16 protein-coding genes are annotated in these 12,917 nt (G+C 67.5%); 10 read left to right on the top strand and 6 right to left on the bottom strand.

Features of this window, described 5'->3' with window-relative positions; genetic code table 11:
• Positions 1 to 54: 54 nt before the first annotated feature.
• The 3 genes from Q0833_RS14810 to cobU are packed head-to-tail and all read right to left on the bottom strand — an operon-like array spanning position 55 to position 2,030.
• On the bottom strand, positions 55 to 945 hold the full coding sequence (locus tag Q0833_RS14810; RefSeq protein ID WP_298436485.1) for a glutathione S-transferase: 891 nt from the start codon (positions 943 to 945) through the stop codon (positions 55 to 57).
• 18 nt (positions 946 to 963) lie between these two features.
• Positions 964 to 1,527: a histidine phosphatase family protein gene (locus Q0833_RS14805; protein WP_367274972.1), complete on the bottom strand. Its 564-nt coding sequence runs from the start codon at positions 1,525 to 1,527 to the stop codon at positions 964 to 966.
• On the bottom strand, positions 1,515 to 2,030 hold the full coding sequence (cobU, locus tag Q0833_RS14800; RefSeq protein ID WP_298436482.1) for a bifunctional adenosylcobinamide kinase/adenosylcobinamide-phosphate guanylyltransferase: 516 nt from the start codon (positions 2,028 to 2,030) through the stop codon (positions 1,515 to 1,517). Before cobU ends, Q0833_RS14805 begins: the two co-directional genes overlap by 13 nt.
• A 100-nt stretch (positions 2,031 to 2,130) precedes the next feature.
• Between cobU and Q0833_RS14795 the strand changes: the two genes are divergently transcribed.
• The 10 genes from Q0833_RS14795 (at position 2,131) to Q0833_RS14750 (ending at position 11,250) form a co-directional block, all read left to right on the top strand.
• Positions 2,131 to 3,009: an RNA polymerase factor sigma-32 gene (locus tag Q0833_RS14795; RefSeq protein ID WP_298436477.1), complete on the top strand. Its 879-nt coding sequence runs from the start codon at positions 2,131 to 2,133 to the stop codon at positions 3,007 to 3,009.
• Complete coding sequence (locus tag Q0833_RS14790) at positions 3,006 to 3,737, top strand: ChaN family lipoprotein (RefSeq protein WP_298436474.1); 732 nt, start codon at positions 3,006 to 3,008, stop codon at positions 3,735 to 3,737. The genes Q0833_RS14795 and Q0833_RS14790 overlap by 4 nt, the downstream gene beginning before the upstream one ends.
• 42 nt (positions 3,738 to 3,779) lie before the next feature.
• Positions 3,780 to 4,982, top strand: coding sequence for a bifunctional phosphopantothenoylcysteine decarboxylase/phosphopantothenate--cysteine ligase CoaBC (gene coaBC / locus Q0833_RS14785; protein ID WP_298436471.1), 1,203 nt, complete (start codon positions 3,780 to 3,782; stop codon positions 4,980 to 4,982).
• Positions 4,979 to 5,434 (top strand): dUTP diphosphatase, encoded by a 456-nt coding sequence (dut, locus tag Q0833_RS14780; protein WP_298436468.1) that lies wholly within the window; start codon positions 4,979 to 4,981, stop codon positions 5,432 to 5,434. The genes coaBC and dut overlap by 4 nt, the downstream gene beginning before the upstream one ends.
• On the top strand, positions 5,431 to 6,480 hold the full coding sequence (locus tag Q0833_RS14775; RefSeq protein WP_298436465.1) for a HesA/MoeB/ThiF family protein: 1,050 nt from the start codon (positions 5,431 to 5,433) through the stop codon (positions 6,478 to 6,480). Before dut ends, Q0833_RS14775 begins: the two co-directional genes overlap by 4 nt.
• A gap of 79 nt (positions 6,481 to 6,559) precedes the next feature.
• The gene (locus Q0833_RS14770; RefSeq protein WP_298436916.1) at positions 6,560 to 7,327 is read left to right on the top strand and encodes a transporter substrate-binding domain-containing protein; all 768 of its coding nucleotides are present in this window, start codon (positions 6,560 to 6,562) and stop codon (positions 7,325 to 7,327) included.
• A 43-nt stretch (positions 7,328 to 7,370) separates the two neighbouring features.
• Complete coding sequence (locus tag Q0833_RS14765) at positions 7,371 to 8,159, top strand: amino acid ABC transporter permease (protein WP_298436462.1); 789 nt, start codon at positions 7,371 to 7,373, stop codon at positions 8,157 to 8,159.
• Positions 8,160 to 8,231: 72 nt separating this feature from the next.
• Entirely contained in the window at positions 8,232 to 8,783 is a 552-nt protein-coding gene (locus tag Q0833_RS14760; protein WP_298436458.1) for a GbsR/MarR family transcriptional regulator, read from the top strand.
• A complete protein-coding gene (locus tag Q0833_RS14755; RefSeq protein WP_298436455.1) occupies positions 8,780 to 10,228 on the top strand; it encodes a cytochrome ubiquinol oxidase subunit I in 1,449 nt (482 codons plus the stop codon). Before Q0833_RS14760 ends, Q0833_RS14755 begins: the two co-directional genes overlap by 4 nt.
• Before the next feature lie 5 nt (positions 10,229 to 10,233).
• Entirely contained in the window at positions 10,234 to 11,250 is a 1,017-nt protein-coding gene (locus tag Q0833_RS14750; RefSeq protein WP_298436453.1) for a cytochrome d ubiquinol oxidase subunit II, read from the top strand.
• A gap of 12 nt (positions 11,251 to 11,262) precedes the next feature.
• Here the strand turns inward: Q0833_RS14750 and Q0833_RS14745 are convergent, their stop codons facing one another.
• From Q0833_RS14745 to rplS, 3 genes are all read right to left on the bottom strand, one after another.
• Positions 11,263 to 12,072: a division plane positioning ATPase MipZ gene (locus Q0833_RS14745; protein ID WP_298436450.1), complete on the bottom strand. Its 810-nt coding sequence runs from the start codon at positions 12,070 to 12,072 to the stop codon at positions 11,263 to 11,265.
• Between the two features lie 167 nt (positions 12,073 to 12,239).
• Positions 12,240 to 12,461: a 50S ribosomal protein L31 gene (rpmE, locus tag Q0833_RS14740; protein ID WP_298436447.1), complete on the bottom strand. Its 222-nt coding sequence runs from the start codon at positions 12,459 to 12,461 to the stop codon at positions 12,240 to 12,242.
• Entirely contained in the window at positions 12,461 to 12,847 is a 387-nt protein-coding gene (rplS, locus tag Q0833_RS14735; protein WP_298436444.1) for a 50S ribosomal protein L19, read from the bottom strand. Before rplS ends, rpmE begins: the two co-directional genes overlap by 1 nt.
• Between the last annotated feature and the right edge of the window lie 70 nt (positions 12,848 to 12,917).

The following is a 12,917-nucleotide window of genomic DNA, read 5'->3' as shown; positions in this document are numbered from 1 at the left end:
CCGTATGTCGCTCGCACAGGGTTAGGATAGGGTTAATGCCGCCCGCCGGGCGGGCTATCGGGCCGGCTTGTCGAGGAGAGCCATGAAGGCCGGCCAGGCTTCGGGGTCGTGCATCGTCTTGTCCCGGCAGAACGCGTTGCAGAACCCCCAGATGCGGCCGTCCACCTTCAGGAAATGCGTCACCGGCAGGCCGGAATAGGGACAGGCCGCGTTGGCCGAGGGGCCGTTCGCCACCGCTTCGGCGGCGATCGGTCGGGGCATCGGGAAGCGGCCGGTCGCGAGGTCCATGTCGTATTCGTGGAGCGTGCGGTTCCGCGCCTCGCCCATCGCCCGCCAGCGCCGGAGTGGGAGGTGGTGCAGATGCGCGTCGACATAGGGCGCCATCACGTCGTCGGTGGCGAGGCCGTAGCCCGCGATGCGCATCGCAACGGGCGCCATGAAGGCATCGACCGCGCCATAGGCCCCGAAGAGCCACGGGCCCCCGTTCGCAGCCTGCCCGGCCATCCCGCGCGCCAGCGTCCAGAGCCTGGAGAGCCGCGCGAGATCCGCCGCGACCGCCTCGCTCGCCTCGAACCCCTCCCATTTCACGCGCAGGTTCATCGGGCAGGCGCCGCGCAGCGCGGTGAAGCCCGAATGCATTTCGGCGGCGATCGAGCGGGCGAGCGCGCGGGCCTTCGCCTCACGCGGCCAGTGGCCGGCCTCGGGGAAGGTTTCGGCCAGATGCTCGGCGATGGCGAGGCTGTCCGACAGGAGGCCGCCCTCGGGGGTGCGCACCGTCGGCACCGTGCGCGCCGGGGCCCAGGCTTCGAGATCGCGCGCGAAGTCGTCCGAATACATTTTCGTGCGGTGCTCCTCGACCGGCAGGCCGAACGCGTGGAACAGGAGCCAACCGCGCAGGCTCCAGGACGAATAGGCGCGGTCGCCGATCAGGATCTGGTGAGTCATGTGGATGTCCTTCGCGGGTCAGAGACGGTTGGCTGAGACCGGCACCATCCCGCCCTGGTGCAGGTCGATGCGGGTCAGGCTGAGGTTGTCGATCTTCTGTGCCAGGGCATCGAACGGCTTCAACCCCGTCGCCCGCGCCCATTGGGTCAGGATCACGCCCATATGGGCGACGACGATCAGGTCCGGGCCCTCCGCATGGCGGGCCAGCGCGCGCCCGACGCGGGCGGCCACGTCGTTCCAGCTCTCGCCACCGGGGGCACGATGCGGGCCGGGATCGTCGAAGTAGCGGCGAAGCGCAGGGCTGTCGATCGCGTCGAAGGTCTGGTCCTCCCAGGCGCCGTAGTGGAACTCGCGCAGGTCGGGGTCATGCGGCAGGCGCGGTCGCGCCCCGGCGATGGCATCCGCCGTGGCGGTGGCACGGACGAGGTCGCTGCTGATGACGGGCGCATCCGGCAGCGCCGCGCGCAGCCGGTCGAGCGCAGCCGTGTCGGTCAGGTCGGCGGGCAGATCGGTCCAGCCGATCATCCGCTTGGCATGGGTCGGCCCGTGACGGACGAGCCAGAGCCGCGTCACTTCAGCCATTGCGGCAAGCCCGCGGTCACGAGCGCCACGCCGTCCGCCGCCTCGGCCAGCATCTGGTTGAGCGCGCCCTGCGCCCGCTGGAAGCGCCGGGCCAGCGCGTTGTCCGGCGTCACGCCGCCGCCGACATCGTTCGAGACGACCACGAAGCGGGCCGGCGACGTCGCCATCGCCGCGATCCACGCTTCGGCCGCGGGGCGCCACTCGGCCTCGTCCATCATCAGGTTCGTCAGCCACATCGTGGCGCAATCGATCAGCCAGACCTGCCGATCACGGGCTTGTGAACAGGCCGCCGCCAAGTCGCGGTCGCATTCCACCAGCGTCCAGTCCGGCCCCCGGTCGGCGCGATGCGCTACAACCTTGGATTGCATCTCTTTATCAAGGATTCTGGCGGTCGCGACATAAGTCCGCGCGTAGCCGTATGCTATTGCATGCTTTTCCGCGAACCGGCTCTTTCCCGAGGCCGCATGGCCGAGCACGAGAGTCAACTTGAAATTGAGGGACATTTCTTCGGAACTTTTCCGCGCGGGGGAGTCTTCCCCATCTGAACGATCTTTCGGTGGCCTGACCAGCCTCACCATCGCATCGACCCTCGGGGGGCAAGACATGGCACTGGATTTCAATCGCGACACCTCCTTGTCCCGCAAGGCCATGAAGGCGGAATTACTCGACGCCGAAACCGAGCTTCGGCTCGCTTACGCCTGGCGCGACGACCGCTGCGAGGAAAGCCTCCATCGCCTGATCACCGCCTATATGCGCCTCGCCATTTCGATGGCCGCCAAGTTCAAGCGCTACGGCGCTCCGATGAACGACCTCATCCAGGAGGCCGGACTGGGCCTGATGAAGGCGGCCGAGAAGTTCGACCCCGATCGCGGCGTCCGGTTCTCGACCTACGCGGTGTGGTGGATCAAGGCGTCGATCCAGGACTACGTGATGCGCAACTGGTCGATGGTCCGCACCGGATCAACCAGCAGCCAGAAGTCGCTCTTCTTCAACCTGCGCCGCGTTCAGGCCCGGCTGGAGCGCGAGGCGCTGGCTGACGGCGTGATCCTCGACCGCCAGACGATGCGCGAGGCGATCTCGAAGGAAGTCGGCGTGCCGCTGCATGACGTCGAGATGATGGAAGGCCGGCTCTCGGGCTCCGATTTCAGCCTCAACGCCACGCAATCCTCGGACGAGGACGGGCGCGAGTGGATCGACACGCTCGAGGACGATGCCGACCAGGCCGACCAGAACGTCGAGTTGAAGCATGACACAGCGATGCTGCGCGAATGGCTGCTCTCGGCGCTCTCGGCGCTGAACGACCGCGAGCGCTTCATCGTCCGCGAGCGCAAGCTGCGCGAAGATCCCCGCACGCTGGAGAGCCTCGGCAACGAGCTGTCGCTTTCGAAGGAGCGGGTGCGCCAGCTCGAGGCGGCGGCCTTCGCCAAGATGCGCAAGTCGCTCGAAAAGCAGTCCCGCGAGGTTCTGGGCTTCCTCGTTTGAACCCAAGCGCTGCCATTGCCGCCGCGCTGATCCTCTGGACCGGCGCGGTCCTTGCCGCCGACCTGCCGGATGCAACGATCTACGTGATCGGCGAAATCCACGGCAATCCCGAGCATCATCGCCGTCAGGCCGAGTTGGTCGCCATGCTTGCACCCAAGGCCGTGATCTTCGAGCAATTGACCGATGAACAGGCCGATCGCATCGGACCCGACACCCCCCGCACCGCCGAGACGCTGGGACCGATGCTCGACTGGGACGAGAGCGGCTGGCCCGACATCGGCTTTTACGCGCAGATCATGGCCGCCTCGGACGGGGCAATCGTCGGCGCGGCCGGCACGCCTGGGGACTTGGCGCCTTACGATCTCGGGGCGCCGCTGCCCGACGAACAGCAGGCCGAACGCGAGGCATTGCAGGCCGCCGTCCATTGCGACGCGCTGCCCGCGCACCTCCTGCCGCAATTCGTCGACCGCCAACGCGCCATCGATGCGCAGTTCGCTGCCCGCACGCTCGCGGCGCTCGACGCCCACGGCGCGCCGGTCGTCCTGATCACCGGCAACGGCCATGCGCGCCGCGACTGGGGTGTGCCCGCTGCCATCGCGCGCGTCCGGCCCGATGTCGCGATCATCGTGGTCGTGCAGGGCGAGGACGGGCGCGTTCCGCCCGGCGGCGATGTCGTCTTCGACGCGCCTGCCCCCGAGCGGCCCGATCCCTGCGACGCCTTCCGCTGACGCCGCCGCTGGCCTAGACCTGCGGCAGGAGGTGGCCCGTCCATGCTGACCGACAGACGAATCCTGCTGGTGATCGGGGGCGGCATCGCGGCCTTCAAGTCGCTCGACCTCATCCGCCGCCTGCGCGAGCGCGGCGCCACCGTGACCCCGGTCCTGACCCGCGCCGCGGAGGAATTCGTCACCCCGCTCTCGGCCAGCGCACTCGCCGCGTCGAAGGTGTACCGCGATCTCTTCGACCTGACCGACGAGGCCGAGATGGGCCATATCGAGCTGAGCCGCGCCGCCGATCTCGTGGTCGTCTGCCCCGCCACCGCCAACCTGATGGGCCGGATGGCCGCCGGGCTGGCCGACGACCTCGCGACGACGCTGCTGATGGCGACGGACAAGCCGGTGATGATCGTGCCCGCGATGAACGTGCGCATGTGGGAGCATCCCGCCACGCAGCGCAATCTCGCGACCCTTTTGGCCGACGGCATCAAGGTGGTCGGCCCGGTCGAGGGACCCATGGCCTGCGGCGAGTTCGGCCCCGGACGGTTGGCCGAGATCCCGGACGTGCTGGCCGCGATCGAGGCGCATTTCGCCGACGGACCGTTGGCCGGGCGGCACGTGCTCGTCACCTCCGGGCCGACGCATGAACCCATCGACCCCGTCCGCTACATCGCGAACCGCTCCTCGGGCGCGCAAGGCACCGCGATCGCGGCGGCGCTCCGCGATCTCGGGGCGCGGGTCAGCTTCGTGACCGGCCCCGCCGATGTCGCCCCGCCGGACGGGGTCGACGTGATCCGCGTCCAGACCGCCGAGGAGATGCGCCGCGCCGTCGAGGCCGCGCTGCCCGCCGATGTCGCGGTCATGGCCGCCGCGGTCGCCGACTGGCGGGTCGAGAACGCGAGCGCCGCGAAGATGAAGAAAGACGGCAACGGCCTGCCGGTCCTGAGCTTCGCCGAGAACCCCGACATCCTCGCCACCGTGTCGAAGGGCAACCGGCGCCCCGCGCTCGTCGTGGGCTTCGCTGCCGAGACGGGCGATGCGGCGGGCGACGTCGTGACCCACGCGACCGCCAAGCGCGCGCGCAAGGGGTGCGACTGGATCGTGGCCAACGATGTCTCGCCCACGACCGGCATCATGGGCGGCACCGAGAACGCCGTGACGCTTATCACCGATGCCGGGGCCGAGCCGTGGCCCCGCCTGTCGAAGACCGAAACCGCGCGGCGGCTGGCGCAGCGCATCGCCGAGGCTCTCGCATGACCCCGCTTTCCGTCGACGTGGTCCGCGATCCCGATGGCGATCCCGATCTGCCGCTGCCGACCTACGCCACCCAGGGCGCGGCGGGTGCCGACCTCCATGCCGATACCGGCGGCGAGACGATCACCCTGCCGCCCGGAGGCCGGGCCTTGGTCCCGACGGGCCTGCGGGTGGCGCTTCCGCTGGGCTACGAGATGCAGCTTCGGCCGCGCTCGGGCCTGGCCCTGAAGCATGGGGTCACGCTTCTCAACAGCCCCGGCACCATCGACGCCGATTATCGCGGTCCGCTGGGCGTGATCCTGATCAATCACGGCCCCGAGCCGTTCGAGGTCACCCACGGGATGCGGATCGCGCAGGCGGTGATCGCGCCGGTGATCCGGGCCAATTGGGTCGAGGTCGAGGAGCTGGGACTGACGACGCGGGGCACCGGCGGGTTCGGCTCGACCGGGCGATGACGCTCGTTCTCATCATTGCCGCCGCTCTCTGGGCGCTGGGCATGTGGCTGAAGACACCGGTTCAGGCGCGGCTCTACATGATCGGGCTGCTCTACGTCGCGGTGCTCTTCGCGATGTTCGCGTTGCCGGACGGGCACCCGATCCGGGTGCAGTTGGGCGGTGGACCGGGGCAATGGCTTGTGCTCGGCGGACTCGTCGCCGCAATCCTCGTCTATCGCGCGGGGCTGGGTCGCGTCCGGGCCCGTGCCGAGGCCGCCGAGGCCGCGCGCGAGGGCATGCCGGCGGCGCCCGGCGCCTTTTCCGAAACCGAACTCACCCGCTACGCCCGCCATATCGCCCTGCGCGAGGTCGGCGGGCCGGGGCAGCGGCGGCTGAAGGACGCAAAGGTCCTCGTCGTCGGGGCAGGGGGGCTCGGCGCGCCGGTCCTCCTCTATCTCGGGGCGGCGGGGGTCGGCCGGATCGGCGTGATCGACGACGATGCGGTCGACCTGTCGAACCTGCAGCGCCAGATCGTCCATGCCGACGAGCGCCTGGGGATGCCCAAGGTTGCCTCGGCGCGGGACGCGGTCGTGGCGCTGAACCCGCATGTCGAGATCCGGACCTACAACCGCCGCCTCACCCCCGAGATCGCCCCCGAACTCTTCGAGGAGTACGACCTCGTCGTCGACGGCACCGACAGCTTCGAGACCCGCGCCGTGGTCAACGCCGCCGCGGTCGCCACCGGGCGTCCCGTCGTCGCGGGTGCGATCACCCAATGGGAAGGTCAGCTCACGATCTACGACCCCGCGGGCGGCGCGCCCTGCATGGCCTGCCTCTTTCCCGAGGCACCCGCCGCAGGCCTCGCCCCGTCCTGCGCCGAGGCGGGTGTAATCGGCGCGCTGCCGGGCGTGGTGGGGTCGATGATGGCGCTCGAGGCGATCAAGGAGATCACGGGGGCCGGGACGACGCTCCGGGGCGCGATGTTCATCTGGGACGGGCTCGATTCCGAGGCACGGCGCATTACCGTGCAGCGCCGCGCCGATTGCCCGGTCTGCGGCGACATCTGACGCCCTTGCGCCCCGCCGGGGTTCCGCCATGATCCGTGGGGTCAACAGGAGGATCCCCCAGATGAAAACCCTCGCCCTCATGGCCGCGACGCTGCTCGCGGCGCCCGCCTTCGCCGATGGCCATCTGCCCGATCTGGGCGGCCGCACCGTCACCATCGCCACCGAAGACGCCTATCCGCCGCTCCAGTTCAAGGACCCCGCCACCGGGGATGCGATCGGCTGGGAATACGACGCCCTGGCCGAGATCGCCGAGCGCATCAACATCACGCCCGACTACGTCAAGATCAGCTGGGACGCGATGATCCCCGCCGTCTCCGAGGGCCAGATGGACATGGGCATGACGGGCATCACCATCCGCGAGGACCGGATGGAGATGGTCGATTTCTCGGACAAATACATGACCTCCGAGATGAAGATGATCGTCCGCGGCGACGAGGACCGTTTCACCGACGCCGCCTCCTTCGCCGCCGATGACGATCTGCTGGCGGCGGCCCAGCCCGGCACCACGCCGTTCTACGTCACCGTCTACGACGTGCTCGACGGCGACGAGGCGAACCCGCGCATCAAGCTTTTCGAAACCTTCGGTGCGGGCGTTCAGGCGCTTCGGGCCGGAGACGTCGACCTCGCGCTTTCGGATTCGACGGCGGCGCAGGGCTACGTCAACGCTTCGGATGGCGGCCTCAAGATCGTCGGCGAGGCGCTCGGGACCGAGGATTTCGGCTTCATCTTCCCCAAGGGCTCGGACCTCGTCGAGGCGATGAACGCGGCCATCGCGGACATGGCCTCCGACGGCACGATCGAGGCGCTGAACCAGAAGTGGTTCGTCGAGTACCAGATCGGGGGATGAGCGTTTTCTCCGAAAACGCTTGGTCAAACTCTTAAGCAAGAGTTTGTCCCCACGCACCGATCCCGACCGCGAGTTTCCGTGGTGGCTCCTGGCCGTGGCCGTCCTTCTCGGGACGGCCTACGTCATGGTCCTGACCGACGACGGCACGCGGCAGGTGCTGTCGACCCTGCGGCGGGGCGTCTGGATCACGATCCTCGTCACCGCGTCCGGCTTCACGGCCGCCTCGCTCGTGGGCCTCGGCCTCGCGCTCATGTCGCTCTCGGGCAGCGTGATCGTCCGACAGGTCGCGCGGTTCTATGTCGAGATCGTGCGCGGAATCCCGATCCTTGTGCTGCTGCTCTACGTGGCCTTCGTGCTCGCACCCGGCCTCGTGGCGTTATGGAACTGGATCGGCCTGCCGGAGGCGCGGACACGGGACTTCCCGCTTCTCTGGCGCGCGGTCCTTGCCCTCGTGATCGCCTATTCGGCCTTCATCGCCGAGGTCTTCCGCGCCGGTCTGCAATCCATCGACCCAGGTCAGATCGAGGCCGCCAAGGCGCTGGGGCTCAAGCGATGGCACCGGTTCCGCCACATCGTCATGCCGCAGGCGATCCGCACGATCCTGCCGCCGCTGGGCAACGATTTCGTCGCCATGGTCAAGGATTCCTCGCTAGTCAGCGTCGTTGGCGTGATGGACATCGCGCAGCTCGGCAAGCTGACGGCGGCGGGGAACTTTCGGTATTTCGAGACGTATAACGTCGTGGCTCTGCTTTACCTCACGATGACGATCGTCTTGTCGCTCGGGCTCCGGCGGCTGGAGCGGCGGATGGGGGATCCGGCCCGGCGGGGATAGATTGTCACACCCCCTAGCCGCCATCGGAGCGCGGTTTACATGCATTTCAGAAATTTCTGAAACGGCGATCCGATGGCCCTGACACCGCTCCAACGCGACTTCATCCTGCATTTCGGCGAAATGGGCAGCCGGTGGGGAATTGCGCGCACGGTCGGGCAGATCTACGCGCTCCTCTTCATCTCCGAGACCGCGCTCAATGCCGAGCAGATCACCGATGGTCTGGGCGTCAGCCGCTCGAACGTGTCGATGGGCCTGAAGGAGTTGCAGTCTTGGGATCTCGTCCGGCTTCGCCATGTCCAGGGCGACCGGCGCGATTACTTCACCACGCCCGACGACCTCTGGGAGATCGTGCGCACGCTCGTGGCACAGCGCCGCAAGCGCGAGATCGACCCGACGCTGACCAAGCTGCGCGAGCTCGAGATGGCCGGCCCGCAGGGTGACCCCTACGCAGAAGCGCGGATCGCCGAGCTGCGCGAGTTGATCGAGATGATGACCACCTTCCACGACGAGATGGAGCGCCTTGAGACCGAGCGCCTCGTCCAGCTCATGACGATGGGCCGCCGCCTGGGCGGCCTTCTCGAGCGTGCACCCAATCTCAACCCCTTCCGGAGAAAAACGGCATGATGGACACCCTCATCCTCAGCCGCATCCAGTTCGCGGCCAATATCTCGTTCCACATCCTGTTCCCGACGATCACGATCGCGCTGGGCTGGTTCCTGCTGTTCTTCAAGCTGCGCTTCCAGTGGACGGGCGATCTCAAGTGGATGGAGGCCTACCGCTTCTGGGTGAAGGTCTTCGCACTCAGCTTCGCGATGGGGGTCGTCTCGGGCATCACCATGTCGTTCCAGTTCGGCACCAACTGGCCGGGCTTCATGGAAAAGGTCGGCAATATCGCCGGGCCGCTTCTGGCCTATGAGGTGATGACGGCCTTCTTCCTCGAGGCGGTGTTCATCGGGATCATGCTCTTCGGCTTCTCCCGCGTGCCGGGCTGGCTGCACACGCTGGCGACCTTCCTCGTGGCATTCGGCACGACCATGTCGACCTTCTGGATCATCGTCCTGAACTCCTGGATGCACACGCCCCAGGGTTTCGAGATGATCGACGGCGTGGCCCACGCGACCGACTGGTGGGCGATCGTCTTCAATCCGTCCATGCCCTACCGGCTGGCGCATATGCTGCTGGCGAGCGGTTTGACGGTGGCCTTCGTGATCGCGGGCGTCGCGGCCTTCCGCTACATCCGCGGCGACCGGAAAGAGACGGTGCGCATCCAGATCCGTGTCGGCATCACCTTCGGCGCGCTTCTGATCCCGCTCCAGATCTTCATGGGCGACCTGCACGGTCTCAACACCATGGAATACCAGCCGGCCAAGGTCGCCGCGATGGAGGGCAACTGGTCCGACACCGACGGCAACACGCCTCTCGTGCTCTTCGCGTTGCCCAACTCCGAGACGCGCGAAAACGATCTCGAAATCGCGATCCCGAACATGGCGTCGATCATCCTGACCCATTCGGCCGATGGCGCGATCCCCGCGCTGGATGAATTCGTGGCCGAGGACGGGACCATCCTGCACCCGCCGGTCGACAAGGTGTTCTGGTCGTTCCGCACGATGGTCGGAACCGGCATGGCCATGCTCCTGATCTCGTGGGGATCGCTCGCCTTCCTCTGGCGGCGGAAGCCCTGCGCCGAGACCGGGACGGACCGCCGCTTCCTCGTCCGGCACCTGCCCAAGCCGCTGCTTTGGGCGCTGGTTCCGATGGCCTTCTCGGGCTGGGTCGCGACGCTGGCCGGGTGGTACACGACCGAGATCGGGCGCCAGCCGTGGCTGGTGAACGGCGTAATGACAACGGCCGAGGCGGTGGCGCAGGTGCCCGCCGGAATGGTCCTCTCGACCCTGATCGGCTACCTCGTGATCTACGCGGCGCTCCTCTTCGCCTATGTCGGCGTGATCGCCTATCTTGCGGTCAAGGCCGCCCATGACGAGCCGCTTGAATCCATGACCCCGGCTTCGGGCGAGGCGGTTGTCGACGCCATCACCCGCGAGGATCGCGGCATGGCCCCGGCGGAGTGACGGGTATGGAGCTTTTCGGATACGCGCCCGACATCTGGCTGCCCTTCGTCTTCGCGGGCCTGATGGGGTTCTCGATCCTGCTCTACGTCGTGCTCGACGGCTACGACCTGGGCGTGGGCATCCTGACGCCGCTGGCGGATGACGACGCGCAGAAGGACATGATGGTCGCCTCGATCGGGCCCTTCTGGGACGCCAACGAGACCTGGCTCGTCCTCGCCGTCGGCCTCCTCCTCGTGGCCTTCCCGGCGGCGCATGGCCTGATCCTGACGACCCTCTACCTCCCGGTCTTCATCCTGCTGGTCGGGCTGATCCTCCGGGGCGTCAGCTTCGAGTTTCGCGTGAAGGCGCGCGCCAAGTACAAGGGTCTCTGGAACGCGCTCTTCTTCTCCGGCTCGCTCATGGCGACGCTGGCGCAGGGCTTCATGCTGGGCCTCTACGTCATGGGCCTCGACCTGACCTGGGGGACGTTCCTCTTTGCGACGCTCTGCGCGCTGGCGCTGACCGTGGGCTATGCGTTCATCGGCGCGACCTGGCTGATCCTCAAGGGCGAGGCCGAGTTGCAGGTCAACGCGATCCGCTGGGCCAAGAACTGCATCTGGGGGCTCGTGGTCGGAATCGGGGCGATCTCGCTCGCGTCGCCGCTCGTATCGGACCGCATCTGGGAGAAGTGGTTCTCGCTGCCGTCGATGCTCTATCTCTCGCCGCTGCCGATCCTGTCTCTGGCGGGGCTGTGGCTGCTCTGGCGATCCTTCCACCACCTGCCGGGCGAGAACGACCGCTGGGCCTGGGTGCCCTTCGTGACCGCGTTGGCGCTCTTCACGCTGGCTTTCCTCGGGCTGGCCTACAGCTTCTACCCGTATGTCGTGCCCGAACAGCTCACCATCTGGGAGGCCGCGTCCTCGCCGGATGCGCTGGCGATCATCCTGATCGGGGCGGCGGTCGTGATGCCGACGATCTTCGCCTACACGATTCTCGCCTACTGGATCTTCCGCGGAAAGACGAAGGCCCTGCGCTACTACTGAGGGCGCGGGCCCTCAGAACGCCAGTTCGACCGCCGGCAGGTTCAGCGCCTTGATCAGGTCGCGCAGTTCCTGCCGGGCGGCGACGTTCGAGAGGTTGAGGTTGGCGATCCCGATATCCTTGAGATCGAGCAGCGTCATGCCGCGCGGGAAGAGCTCGCGGAAGATCACCCGCTCGGTGAAGCCTGGGGCCACGCGGAAGCCGATCCGCTTCGACAGGTCCTCAAGCGCCTGGCCCATCTTGCGCTTGTTGTGCATCTCCTGCGCCCCAAGGCGGTTTCGCAGCACGATCCAGTCGATCGGCTGAAGCCCCGCCTTCGCCCGCAGCTGCCGCGCGTGCCACACCATCTCGGAATAGACCGACGGCCCGAGGATCTTTCCCGAATCCGGGTCGATCTTCGCCAGAAGGTCGAAATCGACGAAACTGTCATTGAGCGGCGTGACCAGCGTATCGGCGAGACTGTGCGCCACCTGGCTCAGCCGCGTATGCGAGCCGGGGCAGTCGATCACGATGAAGTCGCAGGTCTTTTCCAGCTCGGCCACGGCAAGGCTGAGCGACTTGTCGAACGGGTTCTCACCCTCGCGGAGGGCGTCGCGATCCACTTTCGGCAGGCCCGAAACCATCGGCGTCGGCAGTTCGACCCCGTGCCGCTTGCCGTATTCCAGCCGGTTCTCGAGATAGCGCGTGAAGGTCTGCTGCCGCAGGTCGAGATCGAGCGTCCCGACCCGTGCGCCCGACCGCGCCAGCGCGGTGGCGGTGTGCATGCAGGTCGTGGACTTGCCCGACCCGCCCTTCTCGTTTCCGAAGACGATGATATGCGCCATGCGCGTGCCCCCACACGTTCCCCGGCCGGACCATAGGGCGCGGCTGGCCGAAGGTTAAGCGTCCGCGCGCGCGTTCACCCTTATTTCCGTCGGATCGCGGCCGGTGGGGCCCGAAACGACGAACGCCGCCCCGGGGGGCGGCGTTCGCATCGAGATATGCGGCGGGCTCAGAAGCCGAGGCCGGCATACTTGTTCTTGAACTTCGACACGCGGCCGCCGGTGTCCATCAGCCGCGAGGTACCGCCGGTCCAGGCCGGGTGCACCGAGGGGTCGATATCGAGAGAGAGCTGCGAGCCCTCTTCGCCCCAGGTCGAGCGCATCTCGACCACGGTGCCGTCGACCAGCTTGACGTTGATCGTGTGGTATTCGGGGTGCAGGTCCTTTTTCATCACACGGTCTCCTTGGCCTTCGGGGCACGGTAGTTGGTCTGTTCGGCGATCCGGGCCGACTTGCCGCGGCGCGAGCGCAGGTAATAGAGCTTGGAGCGGCGAACGCGGCCCCGGCGCACGACCTCGATCGAATCGATATTCGTGGAATGCAGCGGGAAGACCCGCTCGACGCCTTCGCCGAAGCTGATCTTGCGGACGGTGAACGCACCGGCGATGCCCGAGCCGTTCTTGCGGCTGATGCAGACGCCTTCGTAGTTCTGGACCCGCGTGCGCGTGCCCTCGGTCACCTTGAAGCCGACGCGAATGGTGTCGCCGGCCTTGAAATCGGGAATGGTCTTGTCGAGAGCGGCGATATGCTCCGCCTCGATCTGAGCGATCAGGTCCATCGGACCCTCCTATGGTTGCGACGGGGTTTGCCCCCGGATGATGTCCTGTCCGGTTGGGTCCGGACGGCTG

It is taken from the genome of uncultured Jannaschia sp. (genome assembly GCF_947503795.1).
In the GTDB taxonomy this organism is placed as follows: domain Bacteria; phylum Pseudomonadota; class Alphaproteobacteria; order Rhodobacterales; family Rhodobacteraceae; genus Jannaschia.
Note: the sequence above shows the minus strand (reverse complement) of the source record. Positions and strands in the feature narration are given on the sequence as shown.

Bases quoted from the DNA above. Each gene is read 5' to 3' on its own strand.
- dut (WP_298436468.1), top strand. From the start codon at position 4,979: ATGACCCCGCTTTCCGTCGACGTGGTCCGCGATCCCGATGGCGATCCC.
- rplS (WP_298436444.1), bottom strand. From the start codon at position 12,847: ATGGACCTGATCGCTCAGATCGAGGCGGAGCATATCGCCGCTCTCGAC.
- Q0833_RS14760 (WP_298436458.1), top strand. From the start codon at position 8,232: ATGGCCCTGACACCGCTCCAACGCGACTTCATCCTGCATTTCGGCGAA.
- Q0833_RS14770 (WP_298436916.1), top strand. From the start codon at position 6,560: ATGGCCGCGACGCTGCTCGCGGCGCCCGCCTTCGCCGATGGCCATCTG.
- coaBC (WP_298436471.1), top strand. From the start codon at position 3,780: ATGCTGACCGACAGACGAATCCTGCTGGTGATCGGGGGCGGCATCGCG.
- Q0833_RS14745 (WP_298436450.1), bottom strand. From the start codon at position 12,072: ATGGCGCATATCATCGTCTTCGGAAACGAGAAGGGCGGGTCGGGCAAG.
- rpmE (WP_298436447.1), bottom strand. From the start codon at position 12,461: ATGAAAAAGGACCTGCACCCCGAATACCACACGATCAACGTCAAGCTG.
- cobU (WP_298436482.1), bottom strand. From the start codon at position 2,030: ATGTCCCTCAATTTCAAGTTGACTCTCGTGCTCGGCCATGCGGCCTCG.
- Q0833_RS14810 (WP_298436485.1), bottom strand. From the start codon at position 945: ATGACTCACCAGATCCTGATCGGCGACCGCGCCTATTCGTCCTGGAGC.
- Q0833_RS14795 (WP_298436477.1), top strand. From the start codon at position 2,131: ATGGCACTGGATTTCAATCGCGACACCTCCTTGTCCCGCAAGGCCATG.
- Q0833_RS14750 (WP_298436453.1), top strand. From the start codon at position 10,234: ATGGAGCTTTTCGGATACGCGCCCGACATCTGGCTGCCCTTCGTCTTC.
- Q0833_RS14805 (WP_367274972.1), bottom strand. From the start codon at position 1,527: ATGGCTGAAGTGACGCGGCTCTGGCTCGTCCGTCACGGGCCGACCCAT.
- Q0833_RS14775 (WP_298436465.1), top strand. From the start codon at position 5,431: ATGACGCTCGTTCTCATCATTGCCGCCGCTCTCTGGGCGCTGGGCATG.
- Q0833_RS14755 (WP_298436455.1), top strand. From the start codon at position 8,780: ATGATGGACACCCTCATCCTCAGCCGCATCCAGTTCGCGGCCAATATC.